Source organism: Enterobacter sp. HSTU-ASh6, assembly GCF_026319105.1.
GTDB classification, from domain to species: Bacteria; Pseudomonadota; Gammaproteobacteria; order Enterobacterales; family Enterobacteriaceae; genus Enterobacter; species Enterobacter sichuanensis.
The window spans coordinates 51947-74574 of record NZ_WSPD01000016.1 but is presented as its reverse complement, the minus strand read 5'-3'; the positions used below and the strand labels follow the sequence as shown (position 1 = coordinate 74574).

21 protein-coding genes are annotated in these 22628 nt (G+C 56.0%); 17 read left to right on the top strand and 4 right to left on the bottom strand.

Annotated elements, in window-relative coordinates; genetic code table 11:
• Positions 1–50: 50 nt before the first annotated feature.
• The 3 genes from gntR (at position 51) to gntU (ending at position 3044) form a co-directional block, all read left to right on the top strand.
• Positions 51–1046 (top strand): gluconate operon transcriptional repressor GntR, encoded by a 996-nt coding sequence (gene gntR / locus GM298_RS18070; RefSeq protein ID WP_025757824.1) that lies wholly within the window; start codon positions 51–53, stop codon positions 1044–1046.
• A 126-nt stretch (positions 1047–1172) separates the two neighbouring features.
• Positions 1173–1700, top strand: coding sequence for a gluconokinase (gntK, locus tag GM298_RS18065; RefSeq protein WP_025757825.1), 528 nt, complete (start codon positions 1173–1175; stop codon positions 1698–1700).
• Between the two features lie 3 nt (positions 1701–1703).
• Positions 1704–3044 (top strand): gluconate transporter, encoded by a 1341-nt coding sequence (gene gntU / locus GM298_RS18060; RefSeq protein ID WP_045285558.1) that lies wholly within the window; start codon positions 1704–1706, stop codon positions 3042–3044.
• A gap of 106 nt (positions 3045–3150) precedes the next feature.
• Here the strand turns inward: gntU and plsB are convergent, their stop codons facing one another.
• Entirely contained in the window at positions 3151–5571 is a 2421-nt protein-coding gene (plsB, locus tag GM298_RS18055; protein WP_025757827.1) for a glycerol-3-phosphate 1-O-acyltransferase PlsB, read from the bottom strand.
• Positions 5572–5725: 154 nt separating this feature from the next.
• Between plsB and GM298_RS18050 the strand changes: the two genes are divergently transcribed.
• From GM298_RS18050 to GM298_RS18035, 4 genes are all read left to right on the top strand, one after another.
• Positions 5726–6094 (top strand): diacylglycerol kinase, encoded by a 369-nt coding sequence (locus GM298_RS18050; protein ID WP_025757829.1) that lies wholly within the window; start codon positions 5726–5728, stop codon positions 6092–6094.
• A gap of 108 nt (positions 6095–6202) precedes the next feature.
• On the top strand, positions 6203–6811 hold the full coding sequence (lexA, locus tag GM298_RS18045; protein ID WP_025757830.1) for a transcriptional repressor LexA: 609 nt from the start codon (positions 6203–6205) through the stop codon (positions 6809–6811).
• A gap of 63 nt (positions 6812–6874) precedes the next feature.
• Positions 6875–8212 carry an MATE family efflux transporter DinF gene (dinF, locus tag GM298_RS18040; RefSeq protein ID WP_095441868.1) on the top strand — a complete coding sequence of 446 codons (1338 nt, stop codon included), beginning with the start codon at positions 6875–6877 and terminating at the stop codon, positions 8210–8212.
• Positions 8213–8332: 120 nt separating this feature from the next.
• Entirely contained in the window at positions 8333–8542 is a 210-nt protein-coding gene (locus GM298_RS18035; RefSeq protein WP_014882139.1) for a CsbD family protein, read from the top strand.
• Positions 8543–8591: 49 nt separating this feature from the next.
• Here GM298_RS18035 and zur read toward each other — a convergent pair whose 3' ends face one another.
• Entirely contained in the window at positions 8592–9104 is a 513-nt protein-coding gene (zur, locus tag GM298_RS18030) for a zinc uptake transcriptional repressor Zur (protein ID WP_025757832.1), read from the bottom strand.
• Between the two features lie 115 nt (positions 9105–9219).
• Here zur and GM298_RS18025 point away from each other — a divergent pair, with 115 nt between their 5' ends.
• The 4 genes from GM298_RS18025 to pspG all read left to right on the top strand — a co-directional run bounded on the left by GM298_RS18025 (position 9220) and on the right by pspG (position 12648).
• Positions 9220–9708, top strand: a complete 489-nt coding sequence (locus tag GM298_RS18025; RefSeq protein ID WP_025757833.1) for a cupin domain-containing protein — start codon at positions 9220–9222, stop codon at positions 9706–9708.
• Positions 9709–9880: 172 nt separating this feature from the next.
• The gene (locus GM298_RS18020; RefSeq protein ID WP_025757834.1) at positions 9881–11191 is read left to right on the top strand and encodes a conjugal transfer protein TraF; all 1311 of its coding nucleotides are present in this window, start codon (positions 9881–9883) and stop codon (positions 11189–11191) included.
• A gap of 82 nt (positions 11192–11273) precedes the next feature.
• Positions 11274–12269, top strand: a complete 996-nt coding sequence (gene dusA / locus GM298_RS18015; protein ID WP_025757835.1) for a tRNA dihydrouridine(20/20a) synthase DusA — start codon at positions 11274–11276, stop codon at positions 12267–12269.
• Positions 12270–12405: 136 nt separating this feature from the next.
• Entirely contained in the window at positions 12406–12648 is a 243-nt protein-coding gene (gene pspG, locus GM298_RS18010; RefSeq protein ID WP_025757837.1) for an envelope stress response protein PspG, read from the top strand.
• A gap of 184 nt (positions 12649–12832) precedes the next feature.
• On the opposite strand, the gene GM298_RS18005 is transcribed toward pspG, so the two are convergent.
• Positions 12833–13816, bottom strand: a complete 984-nt coding sequence (locus GM298_RS18005; RefSeq protein WP_266154920.1) for a quinone oxidoreductase — start codon at positions 13814–13816, stop codon at positions 12833–12835.
• Between the two features lie 60 nt (positions 13817–13876).
• On the opposite strand from GM298_RS18005, the gene dnaB reads away from it, so the two are divergent.
• The 6 genes from dnaB (at position 13877) to GM298_RS17975 (ending at position 19563) form a co-directional block, all read left to right on the top strand.
• A complete protein-coding gene (gene dnaB, locus GM298_RS18000) occupies positions 13877–15289 on the top strand; it encodes a replicative DNA helicase (protein WP_025757838.1) in 1413 nt (470 codons plus the stop codon).
• A gap of 16 nt (positions 15290–15305) precedes the next feature.
• Positions 15306–16385: an alanine racemase gene (alr, locus tag GM298_RS17995; protein ID WP_266154919.1), complete on the top strand. Its 1080-nt coding sequence runs from the start codon at positions 15306–15308 to the stop codon at positions 16383–16385.
• A gap of 117 nt (positions 16386–16502) precedes the next feature.
• Positions 16503–17696: an aromatic amino acid transaminase gene (gene tyrB, locus GM298_RS17990; RefSeq protein ID WP_025757840.1), complete on the top strand. Its 1194-nt coding sequence runs from the start codon at positions 16503–16505 to the stop codon at positions 17694–17696.
• Positions 17697–17963: 267 nt separating this feature from the next.
• Complete coding sequence (aphA, locus tag GM298_RS17985; RefSeq protein ID WP_025757841.1) at positions 17964–18677, top strand: acid phosphatase AphA; 714 nt, start codon at positions 17964–17966, stop codon at positions 18675–18677.
• A 113-nt stretch (positions 18678–18790) separates the two neighbouring features.
• Positions 18791–19207: a secondary thiamine-phosphate synthase enzyme YjbQ gene (locus GM298_RS17980; protein ID WP_045285553.1), complete on the top strand. Its 417-nt coding sequence runs from the start codon at positions 18791–18793 to the stop codon at positions 19205–19207.
• A 2-nt stretch (positions 19208–19209) separates the two neighbouring features.
• Complete coding sequence (locus GM298_RS17975) at positions 19210–19563, top strand: MmcQ/YjbR family DNA-binding protein (protein ID WP_025757844.1); 354 nt, start codon at positions 19210–19212, stop codon at positions 19561–19563.
• Positions 19564–19566: 3 nt separating this feature from the next.
• On the opposite strand, the gene uvrA is transcribed toward GM298_RS17975, so the two are convergent.
• Positions 19567–22389: an excinuclease ABC subunit UvrA gene (gene uvrA, locus GM298_RS17970; RefSeq protein ID WP_047957548.1), complete on the bottom strand. Its 2823-nt coding sequence runs from the start codon at positions 22387–22389 to the stop codon at positions 19567–19569.
• Between the last annotated feature and the right edge of the window lie 239 nt (positions 22390–22628).

Genomic DNA, 22628 nt, shown 5'->3' with positions numbered 1-22628 from the left:
TTGTCCGTGATAAACTGAGCAAATCTCTCTCTTCAAGATTTCTCAGGACGATGAAAAAGAAACGCCCCGTACTTCAGGATGTCGCCGATCGCGTCGGTGTGACCAAAATGACGGTCAGCCGTTTTTTACGTAACCCGGAGCAGGTTTCCGTGGCATTGCGTGGCAAGATTGCTGCTGCCCTTGATGAACTGGGTTATATCCCCAACCGTGCGCCCGATATCCTCTCCAATGCGACCAGCCGTGCGGTGGGCGTCCTCCTGCCTTCTTTAACCAACCAGGTGTTTGCCGAAGTGCTGCGCGGCATTGAAAGCGTCACCGACGCCTTTGGTTACCAGACCATGCTCGCCCACTACGGGTACAAGCCGGAACTGGAAGAGGAGCGTCTTGAATCGATGCTTTCCTGGAACATCGACGGCCTGATTTTAACCGAACGTACTCACACTCCCCGCACGCTGAAGATGATTGAAGTCGCCGGTATTCCGGTGGTGGAGCTCATGGACAGCCAGTCGCCGTGCCTCGATATCGCCGTCGGCTTTGATAACTTCGAAGCGGCGCGGCAGATGACAGCGGCAATCATCGCCCGCGGACATCGTCATATCGCCTATCTGGGTGCGCGTCTGGATGAACGTACTATCATCAAACAGAAGGGATACGAGCAGGCGATGCTCGACGCAAACTTAACCCCGTACAGCGTGATGGTGGAGCAGTCCTCTTCCTACACCTCGGGTATTGAGCTAATGCGTCAGGCACGACGCGAGTATCCGCAACTGGACGGTATTTTCTGTACCAACGATGACCTTGCGGTCGGCGCGGCGTTTGAGTGCCAGCGTCTGGGGCTGAAGATCCCTGACGATATGGCCATCGCCGGTTTCCACGGCCACGACATTGGCCAGGTGATGGAGCCGCGTCTGGCGAGCGTTCTGACGCCGCGTGAACGCATGGGGCGCATTGGTGCAGAACGCCTGCTGGCGCGCATTCGGGGTGAGACGGTTACGCCGAAAATGTTAGATTTAGGTTTCACCTTGTCACCGGGTGGATCTATTTGAATCGACAAATTTGAAGTAGCTCACACTTATTCACTTCGCGCACGTTTGGATATTGCTTCTCTTTTGCCCCGGCAGGACAATGTTACCGATAACTGTTACCCGTAACAATTGACTGAGGGACACCCTTTGAGCACGACTAATCATGATCACCACGTTTACGTCCTGATGGGCGTTTCCGGTAGCGGGAAATCAGCCGTAGCCAGCGAAGTGGCGCATCAACTCCATGCTGCGTTTCTTGATGGCGACTTCCTCCATCCGCGCAGCAACATCATGAAAATGGCTTCCGGCGAGCCGCTGAACGATGACGACCGCAAACCGTGGTTGCAGGCGCTGAATGACGCCGCGTTCGCCATGCAGCGCACCAACAAAGTTTCCCTGATCGTCTGCTCCGCGCTGAAAAAAACCTACCGCGATCTGCTGCGTGACGGCAATCCGAACCTCTCGTTCATCTACCTGAAAGGTGACTTCGAGGTGATTGAAAGCCGCCTGAAGGCGCGTAAAGGTCACTTCTTCAAAACGCAGATGCTGGTGACGCAGTTCGAAGCGCTGCAGGAGCCGGGTGAAGATGAGAAAGACGTCTTAGTGGTTGATATCGATCAGTCACTGGAGGGTGTTGTTGCCAGCACCATCGAGGTCATTAATAAAAGGCAGTAAGTTTTGAGTACATTAACGCTAGTTTTGACAGCAGTGGGTTCCGTATTGCTGCTGCTGTTTTTAGTGATGAAGGCACGTATGCATGCTTTTGTTGCTTTGATGGTGGTTTCTATTGGTGCAGGTCTCTTTTCCGGTATGCCGCTCGACAAGATCGCCGCGACGATGGAAAAAGGGATGGGTGGCACGCTGGGCTTCCTGGCGATTGTGGTCGCGCTGGGCGCCATGTTTGGCAAGATTTTGCACGAGACGGGCGCGGTCGACCAGATTGCCGTCAAGATGCTGAAATCCTTCGGCCACAGCCGCGCGCACTATGCGATAGGTCTGGCGGGGCTGATCTGCGCGCTGCCGCTGTTCTTTGAGGTTGCCGTGGTGCTGCTGATTAGCGTGGCGTTCTCTATGGCGCGCCATACCGGCACTAACCTCGTGAAGCTGGTGATTCCGCTGTTTGCGGGCGTGGCGGCAGCGGCAGCGTTTCTGCTACCCGGGCCCGCGCCAATGCTGCTGGCCTCCCAGATGCATGCTGACTTTGGCTGGATGATTCTGATTGGCCTGTGTGCGGCGATCCCGGGGATGATTATTGCCGGCCCGCTGTGGGGCAACTTCATCAGCCGTTACGTTGAACTGCACATCCCGGATGACGTCACCGAGCCGCACCTGGGCGAAGGCAAAATGCCCTCCTTTGGTTTCAGCCTGTCGCTGATCCTGCTGCCGCTGGTTCTCGTGGGCCTGAAAACCATCGCCGCGCGCTTTGTGCCGGTGGGCTCCACCGCGTATGAGTGGTTTGAGTTTATTGGTCACCCGTTCACGGCGATCCTGGTGGCCTGTCTGGTAGCGATTTACGGCCTGGCGATGCGTCAGGGAATGGCGAAAGACCGGGTGATGGAAATTTGCGGTGCAGCGCTGCAGCCTGCGGGGATTATCCTGCTGGTGATCGGTGCCGGCGGCGTGTTTAAGCAGGTGCTGGTGGATTCTGGCGTCGGCCCGGCGCTGGGCGAAGCGCTGACCGGGATGGGGCTACCGATTGCCGTCACCTGCTTCGTGCTGGCGGCGGCGGTGCGTATCATCCAGGGTTCCGCAACCGTGGCGTGTTTAACCGCCGTGGGTCTGGTGATGCCGGTGATTGAACAGCTCAACTACTCTGGTGCACAGATGGCTGCGCTCTCTGTCTGTATCGCGGGTGGTTCGATTGTGGTCTCTCACGTTAACGATGCCGGTTTCTGGCTGTTCGGTAAGTTTACCGGTGCCACCGAAGCGCAAACCCTGAAAACCTGGACGCTGATGGAAACCATCCTTGGCACGACAGGGGCGATTGTCGGAATGATTGCGTTTACGCTATTGAGCTAAACGCGATGCGTTAACAACGCTCAAAAAATAAGGCCCGGTAGCGTTAGCGCTTACCGGGCCTTTTTATTATCCAGGGCGTCAGGCCGGGTCATAACCCGGCATTGTGTTACTCGCCCTGCGTGGCGCTCTCAATCGTCAGTCGCACGTCTGAGGTGATCAGCTCTGCCAGCATCTGGTAAACCTTCAGCGTCTCTTCCGGCTCGGCATCACCCGTATCACTGATATAGCCTTCATCACGAAGCGTCAGAACCAGTGAGCTGAAGACCGCTTTGTCGAAGAATTCAGGCGCGTTAATGCCGTGCAGCACGGACAGGCGTTGTGCCAGCGTCCGGCTCTCTTTCTCCAGCGTACCGCGGTTGATGGACGGGTTCGCACTCAGCAGCCAGAACGTAATGGCGTAGCGCTGCAGCGTTTCGCGCGCACCGGCCGCCAGCAGCTGCAAGGTACGGGAGCGTGACGGATTGATGTGCAGCTCGTCATTCGTCACGGTGATCAGCCCCTGACGACGCAGCTCTTCGGTCAGTTTATCCAGCACGCCCGCCAGCTCGTCTTTGCTCCAGCGCAGGAACAGCTCCGCTTTCAGCATCGGGTAGAGTGTCTCAACGTGGTGCAACAGCGCCTGGCGCGAGATGCGACGATGCTGGGTAATAATGGCCGCCATGAGCGACGGCAGCATCAGCATGTGGGTGATGTTGTTGCGGTAGTACGTCATCAGCACGGCCTGCTCGCGCGGCAGAATGATGATGTCGCCGATGGTGTCTTTTTCGACTTCGAACTTGTTCATCTGCAACGCGTGATCGATAAGCTCACTGGCCGTTGCAGAAGGCACGGTTGAATCAACCGAATACGGCACGTTGCGCATCATATCCAGATAGCAATCCAGCTGCTCTGTCAGCTGTTCACGGGTTAGCGAACGTTGACGTGAAGCCAGAAGCGCCGTACAGCACAGGTTCATGGCGTTAGCCGCACCGGCGTTGTTAATGCGCACCATCAACTCAGAGGCGATGCCATTGACCGTTGGCGTCAGCCAGGCCGGACGAACCGCTTCGATAGGGTCAATGGACTCGCGCCACTCCGGAACGTGGTGGTTCAGGTACGTCATCAGCGGCATCGGCTCGCCAAAGTTGACGTAGCCCTGGCCGAGGTTGCGTAACTTGCTCAGGCCACGCAGCATCTGCGGCAGGCTCTCTTTCTCTTTGGTCGCCCCACGCAGCTCTTTGGCGTAAGTTCCGACTTCCATCACGTGCTCATAGCCAATGTAGATTGGCACCAGCGTGATGGGACGGGTTCCTCCGCGCAGCATCGCCTGGATGGTCATCGACAGCGTGCCGGTTTTCGGATCGAGCAGACGCCCGGTACGGGAACGACCGCCCTCCACGAAGTACTCCACGGAATAGCCACGGCTGAACAGCTCGCCCAGATATTCACGGAATACGGTGGAGTAGAGCTTGTTGCCCTTGAAGGTACGACGAATAAAGAAGGCACCCAGGCGGCGGAAAATCGGGCCTGCTGGCCAGAAGTTCAGGTTAATCCCGGCAGCGATGTGCGGCGGCACCAGCCCCTGGTGATAGAGCACATAAGACAGAAGCAGGTAGTCCATGTGGCTGCGGTGGCAGGGAACATAGACAATCTCATGGCCATCATGCGCCAGCTGACGTACACGCTCGGCATTATGAACGTTGATGCCCTGATAGAGGCGGTTCCAGGTAAAGCCGAGAATACGGTCGGAAAGGCGAATCATCTCGTAAGAGAAGTTCGCGGCGATCTCTTCCATCAGCGCAATGGCGTTCTGCTGGGCTTTCTCATGCGAAATTTTCTTGCTGCGCGCTTCGTCTTCAACGGCGCGGGCAATCGCTTTGGAGGCCAACAATTTGTTGAACAGATCCTGACGTGCCGGGAGACGTGGCCCGACGGCAGCCAGGCGCTGACGGGCGAAGTGCATACGCGCCACGCGCGCCAGTTTTTGCGCGATGATCTTGTCGGTGCCGTGCTCGTCCGCCATTCGACGCAGCGACACGGAAGGGGAGAAACGGACGAAACTGTCGCGTCCCAGCCAGGAGACCGCAAAGAACTTCTGGATGCCGTTAAGCATGCGCAACGGTGGGTTCTCTTCCCCTTTTTCGCGGCCCGGGCGGCGACCAAACATCACCGACACCGGTACCATTTGCACATCCAGGTCAGGATTGCTGCGGTGCAGGTCGAGATAGTCATGGAACAGCTTGATGGACTCTTCCTTTGGCGTGTAATAGGTGAACACACGCGGCCCACCGTGGATGAACACGTAGCGCGGCAGCAGCGTACCGTCAACTTCCAGCGGTTCAAGCGGGTCAGGTAAGTCATGCGCCAGACACTGGGCGCGAAGCGTCAGTAAGTCTGCCTTCGAGTTATAAGGCAAAACATACATAATGGGACGCGACGTATCGAGCCCCAATTCCAGCGCGGGTTCTGCTGGGATAGACTTGCTTTTTACCAGGATGCTTAATGGTAAATTAAGTAATTTGTAGTAAATTCGTGGCCAGCCGGACATAAACGATGTAAAGCCTCTGGTTAATAATGCAATTGCGGCGCAAGGATAACAGAAAGCGCGCAAAATTTCTGTTGTTACCCGTCATACTTCAGGCGGTAGCGAAACGCGCTACGGCCCCTGTTACTGACGCTCTTTTTTAAAAAAGGTTCTTTTAATGGCCAATAATACCACTGGGTTAACCCGAATCATCAAAGCTGCTGGCTACTCCTGGAAAGGTTTTCGCGCCGCGTGGGTCAACGAAGCGGCCTTCCGCCAGGAGGGCGTCGCCGCGATTGTCGCGGTGATTATCGCCTGTTTCCTTGATATTGATGCGATAACGCGCGTTCTTCTGATCGGATCCGTATTGTTGGTGATGATAGTGGAAATTCTGAATAGCGCTATTGAGGCCGTTGTGGATCGTATCGGCTCTGATTTCCACGAACTTTCAGGCCGGGCAAAAGACATGGGCTCTGCTGCCGTGTTGCTGGCGATTATCACTGCCGTTATCACCTGGGTCACGCTGCTTTGGTCACATTTCCGATGAGCCTCGAGGAATAATTAAGTCCCTGGTTTTTTGTGCAGTTTTTGGTTCCAAAATCGCCTTTGACTGTATATACTCACAGCATAACTGTATATACACCCAGGGGGCGGAATGAAAGCGTTAACGACCAGGCAGCAAGAGGTGTTTGATCTCATTCGGGATCATATCGGCCAGACGGGTATGCCACCCACGCGTGCGGAAATCGCGCAGCGTCTGGGCTTCCGTTCTCCGAATGCTGCCGAAGAACACCTGAAAGCGCTGGCGCGTAAGGGTGTCATTGAGATTGTTTCGGGCGCGTCACGGGGTATCCGCCTGCTGGTGGAAGAAGAGACGGGCATTCCGCTGGTAGGGCGTGTTGCTGCAGGTGAGCCTTTACTGGCTCAGCAGCATATTGAAGGCCATTACCAGGTCGATCCTGGTATGTTCAAACCGAGCGCTGATTTCCTGCTGCGCGTAAGCGGTATGTCGATGAAAGACATCGGCATTCTTGATGGTGATCTGCTTGCGGTTCACAAAACGCAGGATGTGCGAAACGGCCAGGTTGTGGTCGCACGTATTGATGATGAAGTGACCGTCAAGCGTCTGAAAAAACAGGGTAACACCGTACAGTTACTGCCTGAAAACAGCGAGTTCTCCCCGATTGTGGTGGACCTCCGTGAACAGAACTTCTCTATCGAAGGACTGGCGGTTGGGGTGATTCGCAACGGTGAATGGCTTTAATCTTTTCCTGACAGGCTACAGCTCCGCTGTAGCCTGATTCATTTCCCACTTCTGGTATTTTTCATGTCACTGCTGACGGCATCCGATAAGGCATTGTGGCGTCTTGCTTTGCCGATGATTTTCTCCAATATCACCGTGCCCTTGCTGGGGCTGGTCGATACCGCCGTTATTGGTCATCTGGATTCGCCTGTTTATCTTGGCGGCGTGGCGATTGGCGCGACGGCAACCAGCTTTCTGTTCATGTTGCTGCTCTTTTTGCGCATGAGTACGACAGGCCTTACCGCGCAGGCTTACGGTGCAAAAGATCCGTTGCGTCTGGCGCGTGCGCTGGTACAGCCGATGATGCTTGCGCTTGGCGCAGGGGCGTTGATCGTTTTACTGCGCGCTCCCCTGATTGACCTTGCACTCCATATCGTTGGCGGCAGCGAGGCAGTACTGGAACAGGCGCGGCGTTTTCTTGAAATCCGCTGGCTTAGCGCGCCCGCCTCGCTGGCTAATCTGGTTCTGCTGGGGTGGCTCCTGGGCGTCCAGTATGCCCGTGCGCCTGTCATTCTGCTGGTGGTGGGCAACCTGCTCAACATTGTGCTGGATGTCTGGCTGGTAATGGGGCTGCAGATGAACGTGCAGGGGGCAGCGCTGGCGACGGCGATTGCCGAATACGGGACCTTTATTATTGGTCTGTGGATGGTCTGGCGTGTGCTGGTGATGCGCGGGATCTCCCTTGCGCTGCTCAAAACCGCCTGGCGCGGCAATATCCGTAAGCTGCTGGCGCTCAACCGTGACATCATGCTGCGTTCATTGCTGCTTCAACTCTGCTTTGGTGCACTGACGGTCTTTGGCGCACGGCTCGGGCCAGACATCGTTGCGGTTAATGCCGTCCTGATGACGCTGCTGACCTTTACCGCCTATGCGCTGGACGGCTTTGCCTATGCGGTTGAAGCGCATTCGGGGCAGGCGTATGGCGCACGGGAAAGCGGGCATCTGCGGGATGTCTGGCGGGCGGCCTGTCGACAGTCGGGTCTGGTGGCGCTGGCATTCGCGCTGATTTACGCCTGCTTTGGCGAACAGATTATCGCGTTACTCACCTCCCTGCCGGCACTGCGCGAACTGGCGAGCCATTATCTCATCTGGCAGGTCATTTTGCCGGTGGTGGGTGTCTGGTGTTATCTGCTGGACGGCATGTTTATTGGCGCGACGCGCGGAGCCGAAATGCGTAACAGCATGGCTGTCGCGGCGGCCGGGTTTGGCCTGACGTTGCTGACGCTTCCGTGGCTTGGTAACCACGGTTTATGGCTGGCGTTGGCCGTCTTTCTCTCGCTGCGCGGGTTATCGCTGGCGTTTATCTGGCGCCGACACTGGCAAAACAATACCTGGTTCCCCTCACGCCACGATATATCGTGACGGTTAAAGATTCCGAATATGAAACTAACAGCGGAATCCTTAACTACAATAATTATCACGTCCAGCAGAAAAGAACGTAACGGACGTTACGACCCGACGCTTAACGAAGAGGACACGATGATGAATAAAGACGAAATCGGCGGCAACTGGAAGCAGTTCAAAGGTAAAGCGAAAGAACAGTGGGGTAAGCTGACGGATGACGATATGACCGTCATTGAAGGTAAACGCGACCAGCTTGTCGGTAAAATTCAGGAGCGTTACGGCTACGCAAAAGACCAGGCGGAAAACGAAGTCAAAGACTGGGAAACCCGTAACGATTACCGCTGGTAACGCTGAATAACCCACTGAGGCGGCTTAAAAGCCGCCTTTTCTTTTGCTGCTAACGCGGCTTTTTCTTTACCAGAATCGAGTGGTCGTGCTGACATGCGTCCTGATGACGACAGGCTTCCACTTCCACACACGCTGAGCACAGACCGTGTGCTTCAATCACGTTATGGCGCAGGGCAAAGCCCATTTTAGCGGCCAGCGTATGCATAATGTCTTCCACACCTTCCGCACCTTCTTCTTTCACCACGCCGCAGCGGTCACAAATAAACATCGCCGATGTATGGGTAGGCTGATCGAACAGATGACACAGCACATAGCTGTTTGTGGATTCGACTTTATGCACAAACCCCTGTTCCAGCAGGAAATCCAGCGCGCGATAGACCGTCGGTGGCTTTGCCTGCGGCTCGCTTTCGCGGAGCAGGTCGAGCAGATCGTAGGCGCTGATGGCACCCTGTTGCAGACTCATCAAACGCAACACTTCAAGGCGCTGCGGAGTCAGGCGCACATTGCGTTGCGCGCACAGCTTTTCGGCCTGCGCTAACAGCTCTTTTGTGGACTTATCCATTTAGCACCCCGGATGTTATAGGACGGAAAACCCTCACTTTATCATGTTCTGCTAAAAACACCGAGATCGGCCAGTCTGTGCTATACCTGACCCATCGCAAACCGGGAGATAAAGTATGAAAAGACCTGACTGTATTCGGCACTGGCGTGATGTTGAAGGTGCGGATGACTCGACTTACCCCGACAGCGATGAGCTGTTTTCCATCGGTGCGCCGCTGGCCCGCAAGCTCGGGCTCGGGCGTATTGGCATCCATCATGAGCGTTTGCCGCCAGGGCGCAGGACATCCTATCCCCACGCGGAAAGCGATGAAGAAGAGTTTATTTATGTGATTGAAGGCTACCCTGAAGCCTGGATTAATGGCTACTTGTGGAAGCTGGAGCCTGGCGACAGCGTGGGCTTTCCTGCCGGAACCGGCATCTGTCATACCTTTATCAATAACACGGACGAAGAGGTTCGGTTACTGGTCGTTGGCGAGGCTAACAAGAAGCACAACCGTATCTACTATCCGCTCAACCCGGAGTACGCCGCCACGCGGCAAGATCGCTGGGTAGACCATCCTCCCCAGTTTTTTGGGCCGCATGATGGAAAACCTGGGAAAAAATAATTTCCTCTTCTATAAATATTGAGGGCCGTCACAAATTACAACAGGCCGTAAGGAAGTTTTACTTAGGGAAAGAATTAGCGGGTCTTTTACTACTTATTCACAGCAATAGTTCGTTCCTGTTTGGGTGATAACAGACAGGGGTTATTTCATAACAGACTATAACGGGCATACTGTGAAAAAAAATTTTAAATTTTCGGTGGTTAGCATTGCTGTCTCCTTGTTTATGGCAAATCAGGCGGGAGCAGCCAATACCTGGACAGAATCACGCAGCGACGCAATGGGTGGCACCGGCGTGGCTTCGGGAAGCTATGGCAGTGGGGCGTTAATCAACCCCGCGCTGCTGGCAAAGGCAAAACCGGACGATGATGTGACGGTCATATTGCCTTCGGTTGGCGCGCAGATCACGGATGAAGACAATCTTCAGGACGAGATTGATAATATCAACGACAAAATTAATCACTATAAGGACGTGGTGGATAATCTTACGCCGGTTGAAATTATCACCAATCCATTAGGTTCTATTAACCAGTTCCAGGGCGCGGCAAAAGATCTTGCTGATGAGCTGGACTATCTCAAGGGCAAGACCGCACGCGCTACGGCAGGGGCAGGCATTGCCGTGAGTATCCCTAACGATGTCCTTTCCGTGGCGTTTATGGCGAAAGGCTACGCCCATGGTCGGGTGAGTTCGTCGATCGACCAGCAGGATATTGATTACCTTCGCGGTATTCAAAACAGTGATGCGGTCGCGGCCGGCGTCGCGCTGGATGCTGCGCTGAACGGCACGGACCAAATCACCAAAAACCTCAACTCGACGGCCTCTGGCCGGGCGGCAATTGTGTCCGACTATGGCGTTGCCATTGCCCGTCAGTTCGATCTTGGCGGCGTTCCGGTTTCCGTGGGCGTGACGCCAAAACTGCAAAAAACCTGGGTCTATAACTACACGACCTCAATCTACGATTACGACAGTAATAAGTGGAATGACAGCCGCTACCGTACAGACGATACGGGCTTCAACGTGGATGCCGGGATTGCGGCCGATTTCGGCGAAAACTGGACGGTCGGCGTGAGCGGACAAAACCTGATGTCGCGTGATATCGACACCAAAGATATCCGTATCCGCAACGGGCGTACGGGAGAAGTGGTGAGCTATAAAGACACCTACCAGATCCGTCCGCTGGTGACCGCCGGGGCCGCCTGGCACAACGATCTGGTGACGCTGACTGCCGATGGCGATCTGACGGAAACCAAGGGCTTCAAGAGCGAAGATACGTCACAGTATGTTGGCGTCGGTGCCGAAGTCACGCCGCTGAGTTGGCTGGCGGTGCGGGCGGGTTATCGCGCGGACGTGAAGGGTAACGACAGCAATGTCTTTACCGGCGGTGTCGGTTTCGCGCCGTTTAGCACCGTGCATGTTGACCTGATGGGGCTGTACGGCGAAGACGAGACCTGGGGGGCAGGGGCTCAGCTGAGCATGACGTTCTAAAGTCCACCGGAGGCGCTGCGCCTCCGGCTTTTCTTTGTGCTATAGTAGCGCCCCTTTTCCACCAGATGCTTAAAACTTCGCCATGTCGTCAGAATTACAGACTGTTTTTCCCGCACACCGTTTTTCCATTGCGCCGATGCTCGACTGGACGGACAGACACTGCCGCTACTTCCTGCGTCAGCTCTCCCGCCATACGCTGCTGTACACCGAGATGGTGACCACGGGCGCAATCATTCACGGCAAGGGCGACTATCTGGCCTATAGCGAGGAAGAGCATCCGGTTGCCCTGCAGTTGGGCGGCAGCGATCCGGCCGCGCTGGCGCAGTGCGCGAAGCTGGCAGAAGCGCGCGGCTACGACGAGATCAACCTCAACGTCGGCTGCCCGTCCGATCGCGTGCAAAACGGCATGTTCGGCGCGTGCCTGATGGGGAATGCTCAGCTGGTGGCAGACTGTATCAAGGCGATGCGCGACGTGGTCTCCATTCCGGTGACGGTCAAAACCCGCATCGGCATTGACGACCAGGACAGCTACGAATTCCTGTGCGATTTTATCAATACGGTTTCCGGGAAAGGCGAATGCGAGATGTTTATCATCCACGCGCGTAAAGCCTGGCTTTCTGGTCTTAGCCCAAAAGAGAACCGTGAAATTCCGCCGCTGGACTATCCTCGTGTGTATCAGCTGAAGCGTGATTTCCCGCACCTGACGATGTCGATCAACGGTGGCATTAAGTCGCTGGAAGAGGCGAAAGCGCACCTTGAACATATGGATGGCGTGATGGTCGGGCGCGAGGCGTATCAGAACCCGGGCATTCTGGCGTCGGTCGATCGCGAAATCTTTGGCGTTGAAGGGGCAGACACCGACCCGGTTGCCGTCGTGCGTGCCATGTATCCTTACATTGAGCGCGAGCTGAGCAACGGCACATATCTCGGCCACATTACCCGCCATATGCTCGGCCTGTTCCAGGGGATCCCCGGGGCGCGCCAGTGGCGTCGCTACCTGAGCGAGAACGCGCATAAAGCCGGCGCCGATATCGACGTGCTGGAGCATGCGCTGCGACTGGTGGCTGATAAGCGATAATTTTCGCTAAAAGTTCGTCAAATTCACCACGCCCTGCGACGTCTCGCGGGGCGTTTTGCTTTAAGAACAAGAGGTTAGTTTTGGCATGGATTTTGTAATGCCTGTTGCATTACTCGGGAACTCGTGGGAGAGCACCATGCTGGAACTACTTTTTGTGATTGGCTTTTTTGTCATGCTGTTAGCGACAGGTGTGTCGCTGCTCGGCATTCTGGCGGCTATCGTCGTGGCGACGGTGGTAATGGTTATCGGCGGGTTATTTGCCCTGACGATCAAGCTGTTGCCGTGGTTACTGCTGGCCATTGCCGTGGTGTGGGTGATACGGGCGATAAAATCACCAAAACTGCCCACTTATCAGCGCAATAACCGCTTTCGTTACTAAGGTATTGAGGGGTTCGTCACATACTTGTAACTTTTCCGGCAGCAGGGCTTAGAACAGAATAGGATTTACTTATCGAATCTGTCACTATGGCTGCCGCTAAAGAATTCATCGAGCTGTACCCTACATACAGCCGAACTAAAAAAAGAAAGGGCTTCCTTAAGGAAGCCCAATTTCTTTTCAGGGCTCAGGGAATCAGCAAACTCGACCCCTGCGTGGCCCGGCTCTCCAGCACCTCATGTGCGCGCTGCGCATCGATTAGCGGATATTTTTGCGCCTCTGCCACATCCACTTTTATCACCCCGCTGGCGATCAGCGAGAACAGCTCGTTACTGGCTTCCTCCAGCTCTTCCCGGTTGGTGATGTAACCCTGCAGGGACGGGCGCGTGACGTACAGCGAGCCTTTCTGATTCAGAATGCCGAGATTCACCCCGGTCACCGCGCCCGACGCATTCCCGAAGCTGACCATCAGCCCACGACGCTGCAGACAGTCCAGCGACGCTTCCCAGGTATCTTTCCCAACCGAGTCATACACGACGCGGACTTTTTTGCCGTTGGTTATCTCTTTCAGCCGTTCGGTAATGCTCTCTTCACGGTAGTTAATGACCTGCCAGGCACCCGCCTGCAGCGCGCGCTGCGCTTTTTGCGCATTGCCCACGGTACCGATCAGTTTCGCGCCCAGTGCTTTTGCCCACTGGCAGGCAATAAGCCCGACGCCACCCGCCGCGGCATGAAACAGGAACTGCTCGTCGGGTTTTATTTCATAGGTTTTGCGCAGCAGGTAGTAAACGGTCAACCCCTTCAGGAACGAGGCCGCCGCCTGCTCAAAGGTAATGGCGTTGGGCAGCAGGGCGGCTTTATCCGTCGGGACGTTATGGACGGAGCTGTAAGCCCCAAGAGCCGATTGCGCATACACCACGCGGTCGCCCTCCTTAAGATGCTTAACCGCGCTGCCCACTTTGCTGACGATACCGGCCGCCTCGGTGCCCAGCCCGCTCGGCAGTGACGGAGGCGGGTAGAGGCCGCCGCGAATATAGGTATCGATATAGTTAATGCCGATGGCTTTGTTTTCGACCTGCACTTCATTTTCGCCAGGCGCGGCGGGGGTGAACTCCACCGCTTTGAGTACGTCAGGGCCACCATGCTTGTGAAATTCAATACGTGTTGCCATGCTTCCTCCAGAATGTGGTAATCTTTCGACCCACTCTTTATCTCGGTAACTCCATTCACTATGGCAGGAAACAAACCCTTCAACAAACAGACTGAACCTCGCGAGCGTGATTACCAGGTCGCAGGGTTAAAGGTCCCGCCGCACTCGATTGAAGCGGAACAGTCGGTGTTGGGCGGTTTAATGCTGGATAACGAACGCTGGGACGACGTCGCTGAGCGCGTGGTGTCTGAAGATTTCTACACCCGTCCGCACCGTCATATCTTTACCGAAATGGCGCGTCTGCAGGAGTCGGGCAGCCCGATTGACCTGATCACGCTCGCGGAATCGCTGGAGCGTCAGGGTCAACTCGACAGCGTCGGCGGGTTCGCCTATCTGGCAGAATTATCGAAAAACACGCCAAGTGCGGCGAACATCAGCGCCTACGCCGACATTGTGCGCGAACGTGCGGTTGTCCGCGAGATGATCTCGGTGGCGAATGAGATCGCCGAAGCCGGTTTTGATCCGCAGGGCCGCACCAGCGAAGATCTGCTCGACCTCGCGGAGTCCCGCGTCTTTAAAATCGCCGAAAGCCGCGCCAATAAAGACGAAGGCCCAAAAAACATCGCCGATGTCCTCGACGCCACCGTCGCCCGTATCGAACAGCTGTTCCAGCAGCCGCATGACGGTGTGACCGGGGTGAACACCGGCTATGACGATCTCAACAAGAAAACCGCCGGCCTGCAGCCGTCGGATTTGATTATCGTCGCCGCGCGTCCGTCGATGGGTAAAACGACCTTTGCGATGAACCTCGTCGAAAACGCGGCGATGTTGCAGGACAAGCCGGTACTCATCTTCAGTCTTGAGATGCCCTCCGAGCAGATCATGATGCGTTCTCTGGCATCGCTGTCGCGCGTGGACCAGACCCGCATCCGTACCGGTCAGCTTGACGATGAGGACTGGGCGCGCATCTCCGGCACCATGGGCATTCTGCTGGAAAAACGTAACATCTATATTGATGACTCCTCTGGCCTGACGCCGACGGAAGTCCGTTCCCGCGCGCGCCGTATCGCCCGCGAGCACGGTGGCATTGGTCTTATCATGATCGACTACCTTCAGCTGATGCGCGTGCCGTCGCTTTCCGACAACCGTACGCTGGAAATCGCCGAGATTTCCCGCTCGCTCAAGGCGTTAGCCAAAGAGCTGCACGTGCCGGTCGTGGCGCTGTCGCAGCTTAACCGCTCCCTGGAACAACGTGCCGACAAACGTCCGGTCAACTCTGACCTGCGTGAATCCGGCTCCATCGAGCAGGATGCGGACTTAATCATGTTCATCTACCGTGATGAGGTTTATCACGAGAACAGCGATCTGAAAGGGATCGCCGAAATTATTATTGGTAAACAACGTAACGGCCCGATCGGGACGGTGCGTCTGACCTTTAACGGCCAGTGGTCGCGTTTCGACAACTATGCCGGTCCTCAATATGATGATGAGTAATTTCTAAGGAATTCAAATGCAAGCGGCAACAGTCGTCATCAACCGCCGCGCTCTGCGACACAACCTGCAACGTCTGCGTGAACTGGCACCCGCCAGCAAGCTCGTTGCAGTCGTGAAAGCGAACGCTTACGGACACGGTCTTCTCGAGACCGCGCGAACGCTCCCCGATGCCGACGCCTTTGGCGTCGCCCGTCTTGAAGAAGCTCTCCGCCTGCGCGCGGGGGGGATCACGCAACCGATTCTGCTGCTGGAAGGTTTTTTCGAAGCCACAGATTTGCCGACCATTGCAGACCAGCATCTTCACACGGCGGTGCATAACGAAGAGCAGCTCGCCGCACTGGAAACCGCCGAGCTAAGCGAACCGGTCACCGTGTGGATGAAGCTCGACACGGGCATGCACCGTCTGGGTGTGCGTCCGGAGAACGCGGACGCGTTTTACCAGCGTTTGTGCCAGTGCAAAAACGTGCGTCAGCCGGTGAACATTGTCAGCCACTTCGCCCGCGCCGATGAGCCCGAGTGCGGTGAGACCGAGCGGCAACTGAATATCTTTACTACCTTCTGCGAAGGCAAACCCGGGATGCGATCCATTGCGGCATCCGGCGGAATTTTACTGTGGCCTCAGTCGCACCTCGACTGGGCTCGCCCGGGCATCATTCTTTACGGCGTGTCGCCGCTGGAGAACAAACCCTGGGGACCGGACCTGGGTTTCCAGCCGGTGATGTCTCTGGTGTCTAATCTGATTGCCGTGCGCGAACACAAAGCGGGTGAGCCGGTAGGTTACGGCGGCACCTGGACAAGCGAGCGTGATACCCGTCTCGGCGTCGTGGCGATGGGTTATGGCGACGGCTATCCGCGCGCCGCGCCGTCCGGTACGCCGGTTCTGGTCAATGGCCGCGAAGTGAAGATTGTGGGTCGGGTGGCGATGGACATGATATGCGTCGATCTGGGGCCTGACGCCCAGGATAAACCCGGCGACGATGTGGTGATGTGGGGCGAAGGGTTGCCTGTTGAACGCATTGCTGAAATGACAAAAGTGAGTGCTTACGAACTTATCACGCGCCTGACATCACGGGTGGCGATGAAATACATCGACTGAACTGACAATGAAGTGAGGCCAATAACCTCACTTCAACTTTATTAACATCCACTCGATCTTCTCCCACTTCCGGTTTATTGTTGAATTCCCTGCCTCATCGAATTCCGGAGACATCGCGTGTTTCAGAAAGTTGACGCCTACGCCGGCGACCCCATTCTCTCCTTAATGGAGCGTTTCAAAGAAGATCCTCGCAGCGATAAAGTGAACCTCAGCATTGGCCTGTATTACAACGAGGATGGCATTATTCCTCAGTTGAAAGCCGTCGCTGAAGCCGAAGCGCGTCTGAACGCCGCGCCGCACGGTGCGTCGCTATATTTGCCGATGGAAGGGCTCAACAGCTACCGCAACACCATCGCGCCGCTGCTGTTTGGTGCCGATCACGCCGTGCTGGCGCAAAAACGGGTGGCGACCATCCAGACGCTGGGCGGGTCGGGTGCGCTTAAAGTGGGTGCCGACTTCCTGAAAAAATATTTCCCGGATTCGGGAGTGTGGGTCAGCGACCCAACGTGGGAAAACCACGTAGCGATTTTTGAAGGCGCAGGATTTAAGGTGTCGACCTACCCGTGGTTCGACAGCGAAACCAACGGCGTGCGCGTTGAGGCGCTGCTGGAAAAACTGAATACGCTGCCGGAGCGCAGTATCGTCCTGCTGCATCCGTGCTGTCATAACCCGACCGGTGCAGACCTGACAAATGCTCAGTGGGATGCAGTGATTGAGGTGCTGAAAGCGCGCAATCTGATCCCGTTCCTCGATATTGCCTATCAGGGCTTTGGCGCAGGGATGGAAGAGGATGCCTACGCGATCCGCGCCGTTGCCAGCGCCGGGCTGCCTGCACTGGTAAGTAACTCCTTCTCGAAAATCTTCTCCCTGTACGGCGAGCGCGTCGGTGGCCTTTCCGTGGTGTGCGAAGACGCCGAAGCGGCGGGCCGTGTACTGGGGCAGTTGAAGGCGACGGTGCGCCGTATCTACTCCAGCCCGCCAAACTTTGGTGCGCAGGTGGTGGCGACCGTTCTCGGTGATGAGCAGCTGAAAGCTAACTGGCTTGCTGAAGTGGAATCCATGCGTAAGCGTATTCTGTCGATGCGTCAGGAACTGGTTAACGTGCTGAAAGAGGCCGTGCCGGGGCATAACTTTGACTATCTGCTGAAACAGCGCGGGATGTTCAGCTACACCGGACTGAGCGCCGCTCAGGTCGATCGCCTGCGTGAAGAGTTTGGCGTCTATCTGATTGCCAGCGGGCGTATGTGCGTGGCAGGTCTGAATGCCAGCAACGTGCATCGTGTGGCGCAGGCATTTGCCGCTGTAATGTAAGTATTTACTTACTTGTATGCCCTTTGTAGGCCGGGTAAGGCGTAGCCGCCACCCGGCTTTTTTGTTTGCACCAGTGTAAAATTTCGCCCGGTGGCGCTGCGCTTACCGGGCCTACACGCCTCTTCTGTGCTTTGTGATCGTCTTCTTTTTATTCGACTTCATAAGTAAAAACTCCTTTCCTTCACCTCCCGCTGGGGTTATGGTCGGAAAGTTTTTGACCATTCGCTCAAAATAAAACGATAACGAACTGAATATTCAGGGGAAAATATGCGCAAGATCACACTGGCGCTCAGCGCCGCCTGCTTATTGTTCTCGCTTAACAGTGCTGTCGTCGCGCGCGCTTCCGCCCCGACGCCGCTTTACACCGGTACCACCGCTGCCATTCTTGCCGAACAGGCACCCATTCACTGGGTTTCCGTGGCCCAGATCGAGAACAGCCTGATGGGGCGTCCGCCAATGGCCGTGGGCTTCGATATTGACGATACCGTTCTGTTCTCCAGCCCGGGATTCTGGCGCGGCAAAAAAATGTATTCGCCCGACAGCGAAGCGTATCTGAAAAACCCCGAATTCTGGGAAAAAATGAACAACGGCTGGGACGAATTCAGCATCCCGAAAGAGGTGGCCCGCGCGCTTATCGCCATGCACGTGAAGCGCGGCGACAGCATTTACTTTGTCACCGGACGCAGTCAGACCAAAACGGAAACCGTCTCTAAAACCCTGCAGGATGATTTCATGATCCCGGCGGCCAACATGAACCCGGTGATCTTTGCGGGTGACAAAGAAGGCCAAAACACCAAAACCCAGTGGCTGGAAAAGAAAAATATCAAACTGTTCTACGGTGATTCAGATAACGACATTACCGCTGCGCATGACGTCGGCGCCAGAGGGATCAGAGTGTTACGCGCTTCTAACTCGACCTATCGACCGCTGCCGATGGCCGGAAAGTTTGGCGAAGAGGTGATCGTCAACTCGGAGTATTAAGCCCCAGGCAGCGACTTTGACTCTTTTTTAGTCAAATCTCGCTGCTGCGGGTTTTACCTTTCGTCTTCTTGCTGCACACTTAGAAAGATTCATCTTTCATTACGGAGCAGCACATGTGGTATCAACAGACCCTGACGTTAAGCGCTAAACCACGCGGATTTCACCTGGTGACGGATGAAGTCATCGGGCAAATCCGCGACCTGTCGCGGGTCAAAACGGGTTTGCTGCATTTGCTGCTTCAGCACACGTCTGCCTCTCTCACGCTTAATGAAAATTGCGATCCCACCGTCCGGTCTGACATGGAGCACCATTTTCTGAAGACCGTTCCGGACAACGCGCCTTATGAGCACGACTATGAGGGCGACGATGACATGCCTTCACATATCAAATCTTCCCTGCTGGGCGTATCGCTGATGTTGCCGGTACACCATGGGCGGCTAATGCTGGGAACATGGCAGGGGATCTGGCTGGGAGAGCATCGCATTCACGGTGGTTCGCGTAAAATTATCGCCACGCTACAAGGGGAATAAAGATGACAATTTCGGAGCTACTTCAGTACTGCATGAGTAAACCAGGTGCGGAGCAGAGCGTTCATAGCGACTGGAAAGCCACCCAGATTAAAGTGGGGGACGTCCTGTTTGCGATGGTGAAAGAGGTTGAGGGGCGTCCAGCGGCGTCGCTGAAAACCAGCCCGGAACTGGCCGATTTGTTACGCCAGCAGCACCATGACGTGCGGCCAAGCAAGCATCTCAATAAAGCCCACTGGAGTACCGTCTATCTTGACGGGTCGCTGCCAGGCTCACAAATATACTATCTGGTTGACGCGTCTTATCAGCAGGCGGTTGAGTTGCTGCCGGAAGCGACCCGACAGCAACTCTCCGTGTGACAATTACAGCAATGGCTTGAGGAAGCGCGCGGTGTGCGAGGCTTCGCACTCTGCAACGGTCTCTGGGGTGCCTGAGACAAGGATTTCACCGCCGCCGCTGCCGCCTTCCGGGCCGAGATCGACAATCCAGTCCGCGGTTTTAATCACGTCCAGGTTGTGTTCAATGACCACAATGGTGTTGCCCTGATCGCGAAGCTGATGCAGAACGTCGAGCAGCTGCTGGATATCGGCAAAGTGCAGACCGGTGGTCGGCTCATCCAGGATATACAGCGTCTGACCGGTACCGCGTTTGGACAACTCACGCGCCAGCTTCACGCGCTGCGCTTCACCCCCTGACAGCGTGGTAGCGGACTGCCCCAGACGAATGTAGGTCAGCCCCACGTCCATCAGCGTCTGCAGCTTACGCGCCAGCGCAGGTACGGCATCAAAGAACTCACGCGCCTCTTCGATGGTCATGTCCAGCACTTCGTGGATCGTTTTGCCTTTGTACTTAATCTCCAGCGTTTCGCGGTTATAGCGTTTGCCTTTGCACTGGTCGCACGGCACGTAGATATCCGGCAGGAAGTGCATCTCCACCTTGATCACGCCGTCGCCCTGACACGCCTCACAGCGGCCGCCGCGAACGTTAAAGCTGAAACGACCTGGCGTATAGCCGCGCGAACGCGCTTCCGGAACGCCTGCAAACAGCTCACGTACGGGCGTAAAGACGCCGGTATAGGTCGCCGGGTTGGAACGCGGGGTCCGGCCAATCGGGCTCTGGTCTATGTCGATAACCTTATCGAAATGCTCCAGCCCCTGGATATCACGGTACGGTGCCGGTTCGGCCAGCGTCGCGCCGTTCAGCGCCGTCTGCGCAATCGGGAACAGCGTATCGTTGATCAGCGTCGATTTACCGGAACCGGATACGCCAGTAATACAGGTAAACAGGCCAACCGGCAGCGTCAGGGTGACGTCTTTCAGGTTGTTGCCGCGCGCGCCGGTGAGCTTAAGCACTTTCTCCGGATTCGCCGCCACGCGCTGCTTCGGCACCTCAATCTTGCGCTTGCCGCTCATGTACTGGCCGGTTAACGATTCTGGCACTGCCATAATGTCTTTCAGGGTGCCTTCCGCGACCACCTGGCCGCCGTGTACGCCCGCGCCCGGGCCGATGTCGATAACATGGTCGGCAGCACGGATCGCATCTTCATCATGCTCAACCACAATCACCGTGTTGCCGAGGTTACGCAGATGAATAAGGGTACCGAGCAGACGCTCGTTGTCGCGCTGGTGAAGGCCGATGGACGGCTCATCGAGCACGTACATGACGCCGACCAGGCCTGCGCCAATCTGGCTTGCCAGACGGATACGTTGGGCTTCACCGCCGGAGAGCGTTTCTGCCGAGCGGGAAAGCGTCAGGTAGTTCAGGCCGACGTTGACCAGGAACTTCAGACGATCGCCGATCTCTTTCAGCACTTTTTCGGCGATTTTCGCGCGCTGGCCAGAGAGCTTCAGATTGTTGAAGAAGTCCATTGCGTGACCGATGCTCATGTCTGAGATGGTCGGCAGCGCGGTGTTTTCCACAAACACGTGGCGCGCTTCGCGACGCAGACGCGTGCCGTCACAGGTGGCGCAGGAGCGGTTGCTGATGAACTTCGCCAGCTCTTCGCGTACCGCGCTGGATTCGGTCTCTTTGTAGCGGCGCTCCATGTTGTGCAGCACCCCTTCGAACGGGTGGCGACGTACGGAGGTGTCGCCGCGATCGTTCATGTATTTGAACTCGATGTTCTCTTTACCGGAACCGAACAGGATCACTTTATGCACGTTCGGGCTCAGGCTGGCCCACGGCGCTTCCACGTCGAACTTATAGTGTTCTGCCAGCGATTTAAGCATCTGGAAGTAGTAGAAGTTACGCTTATCCCAGCCGCGGATTGCGCCGCCCGCAAGCGACAGCTCCGGATTCTGGATCACACGATCCGGGTCAAAATACTGCTGCACACCCAGGCCGTCACACGTCGGGCAGGCGCCCGCCGGGTTGTTGAACGAGAACAGGCGCGGTTCCAGCTCGCGCATGCTGTAGCCGCAAATCGGGCAGGCAAAGTTGGCGGAGAAGAGCAGCTCTTCCGCCTGTGGGTCGTCCATGTCGGAGACCACGGCGGTACCGCCGGAGAGTTCCAGCGCGGTTTCAAACGATTCCGCCAGACGCGTGGCGAGATCGTCACGCACCTTAAAGCGGTCAATCACCACTTCGATGGTGTGCTTCTTCTGCAGCTCCAGCTTTGGCGGATCGGACAGGTCACACACCTCGCCATCAATACGGGCGCGGATATAGCCCTGGCTTGCCAGGTTTTCCAGCGTTTTGGTGTGCTCGCCCTTACGCTCTTTGATGATCGGTGCCAGCAGCATCAGGCGTTTGCCTTCCGGCTGCGACAGCACGTTATCCACCATCTGGCTCACGGTCTGTGCCGCCAGCGGGACGTCGTGGTCCGGGCAGCGCGGCTCACCCACGCGGGCATACAGCAGACGCAGGTAGTCATGAATTTCGGTAATGGTACCGACCGTTGAGCGCGGGTTATGCGAGGTGGACTTCTGCTCAATAGAGATAGCAGGAGACAACCCTTCAATGTGGTCGACATCCGGTTTTTCCATCAGCGACAGGAACTGACGCGCGTACGCAGAGAGTGATTCAACGTAACGACGCTGTCCTTCGGCATACAGAGTGTCGAAAGCCAGTGAGGATTTGCCAGACCCCGAAAGCCCGGTCACGACGATCAGTTTGTCGCGAGGGATTATGAGGTTGATATTCTTGAGATTGTGGGTGCGGGCGCCCCGAACTTCGATCTTATCCATTCACCTTTCCCGGTTGGAACACGGATTGCCTGGTTTGTTTGAAGGACAAACGGCTGTCAGAAACGGCTAATTATGACACAATTTGACCTGTTTGAATATACAGTATTGGAATGCATTTTCTGACTGACTGTGTAACAATGTTATGTTCGCACGAGAACTCTGGAATCCATCTCGCAGCTATCAAAATGCAGCATGGAAATGGTACACTCGCGCGTTTACACTATTAAGAAACGTATTCA

Coding starts and splice junctions, on each gene's coding strand:
- gntR (WP_025757824.1), top strand. CDS start 51: ATGAAAAAGAAACGCCCCGTACTTCAGGATGTCGCCGATCGCGTCGGT.
- plsB (WP_025757827.1), bottom strand. CDS start 5,571: ATGTCCGGCTGGCCACGAATTTACTACAAATTACTTAATTTACCATTA.
- GM298_RS18050 (WP_025757829.1), top strand. CDS start 5,726: ATGGCCAATAATACCACTGGGTTAACCCGAATCATCAAAGCTGCTGGC.
- lexA (WP_025757830.1), top strand. CDS start 6,203: ATGAAAGCGTTAACGACCAGGCAGCAAGAGGTGTTTGATCTCATTCGG.
- dinF (WP_095441868.1), top strand. CDS start 6,875: ATGTCACTGCTGACGGCATCCGATAAGGCATTGTGGCGTCTTGCTTTG.
- GM298_RS18035 (WP_014882139.1), top strand. CDS start 8,333: ATGAATAAAGACGAAATCGGCGGCAACTGGAAGCAGTTCAAAGGTAAA.
- zur (WP_025757832.1), bottom strand. CDS start 9,104: ATGGATAAGTCCACAAAAGAGCTGTTAGCGCAGGCCGAAAAGCTGTGC.
- GM298_RS18025 (WP_025757833.1), top strand. CDS start 9,220: ATGAAAAGACCTGACTGTATTCGGCACTGGCGTGATGTTGAAGGTGCG.
- dusA (WP_025757835.1), top strand. CDS start 11,274: ATGTCGTCAGAATTACAGACTGTTTTTCCCGCACACCGTTTTTCCATT.
- pspG (WP_025757837.1), top strand. CDS start 12,406: ATGCTGGAACTACTTTTTGTGATTGGCTTTTTTGTCATGCTGTTAGCG.
- GM298_RS18005 (WP_266154920.1), bottom strand. CDS start 13,816: ATGGCAACACGTATTGAATTTCACAAGCATGGTGGCCCTGACGTACTC.
- dnaB (WP_025757838.1), top strand. CDS start 13,877: ATGGCAGGAAACAAACCCTTCAACAAACAGACTGAACCTCGCGAGCGT.
- alr (WP_266154919.1), top strand. CDS start 15,306: ATGCAAGCGGCAACAGTCGTCATCAACCGCCGCGCTCTGCGACACAAC.
- aphA (WP_025757841.1), top strand. CDS start 17,964: ATGCGCAAGATCACACTGGCGCTCAGCGCCGCCTGCTTATTGTTCTCG.
- GM298_RS17980 (WP_045285553.1), top strand. CDS start 18,791: ATGTGGTATCAACAGACCCTGACGTTAAGCGCTAAACCACGCGGATTT.
- GM298_RS17975 (WP_025757844.1), top strand. CDS start 19,210: ATGACAATTTCGGAGCTACTTCAGTACTGCATGAGTAAACCAGGTGCG.
- uvrA (WP_047957548.1), bottom strand. CDS start 22,389: ATGGATAAGATCGAAGTTCGGGGCGCCCGCACCCACAATCTCAAGAAT.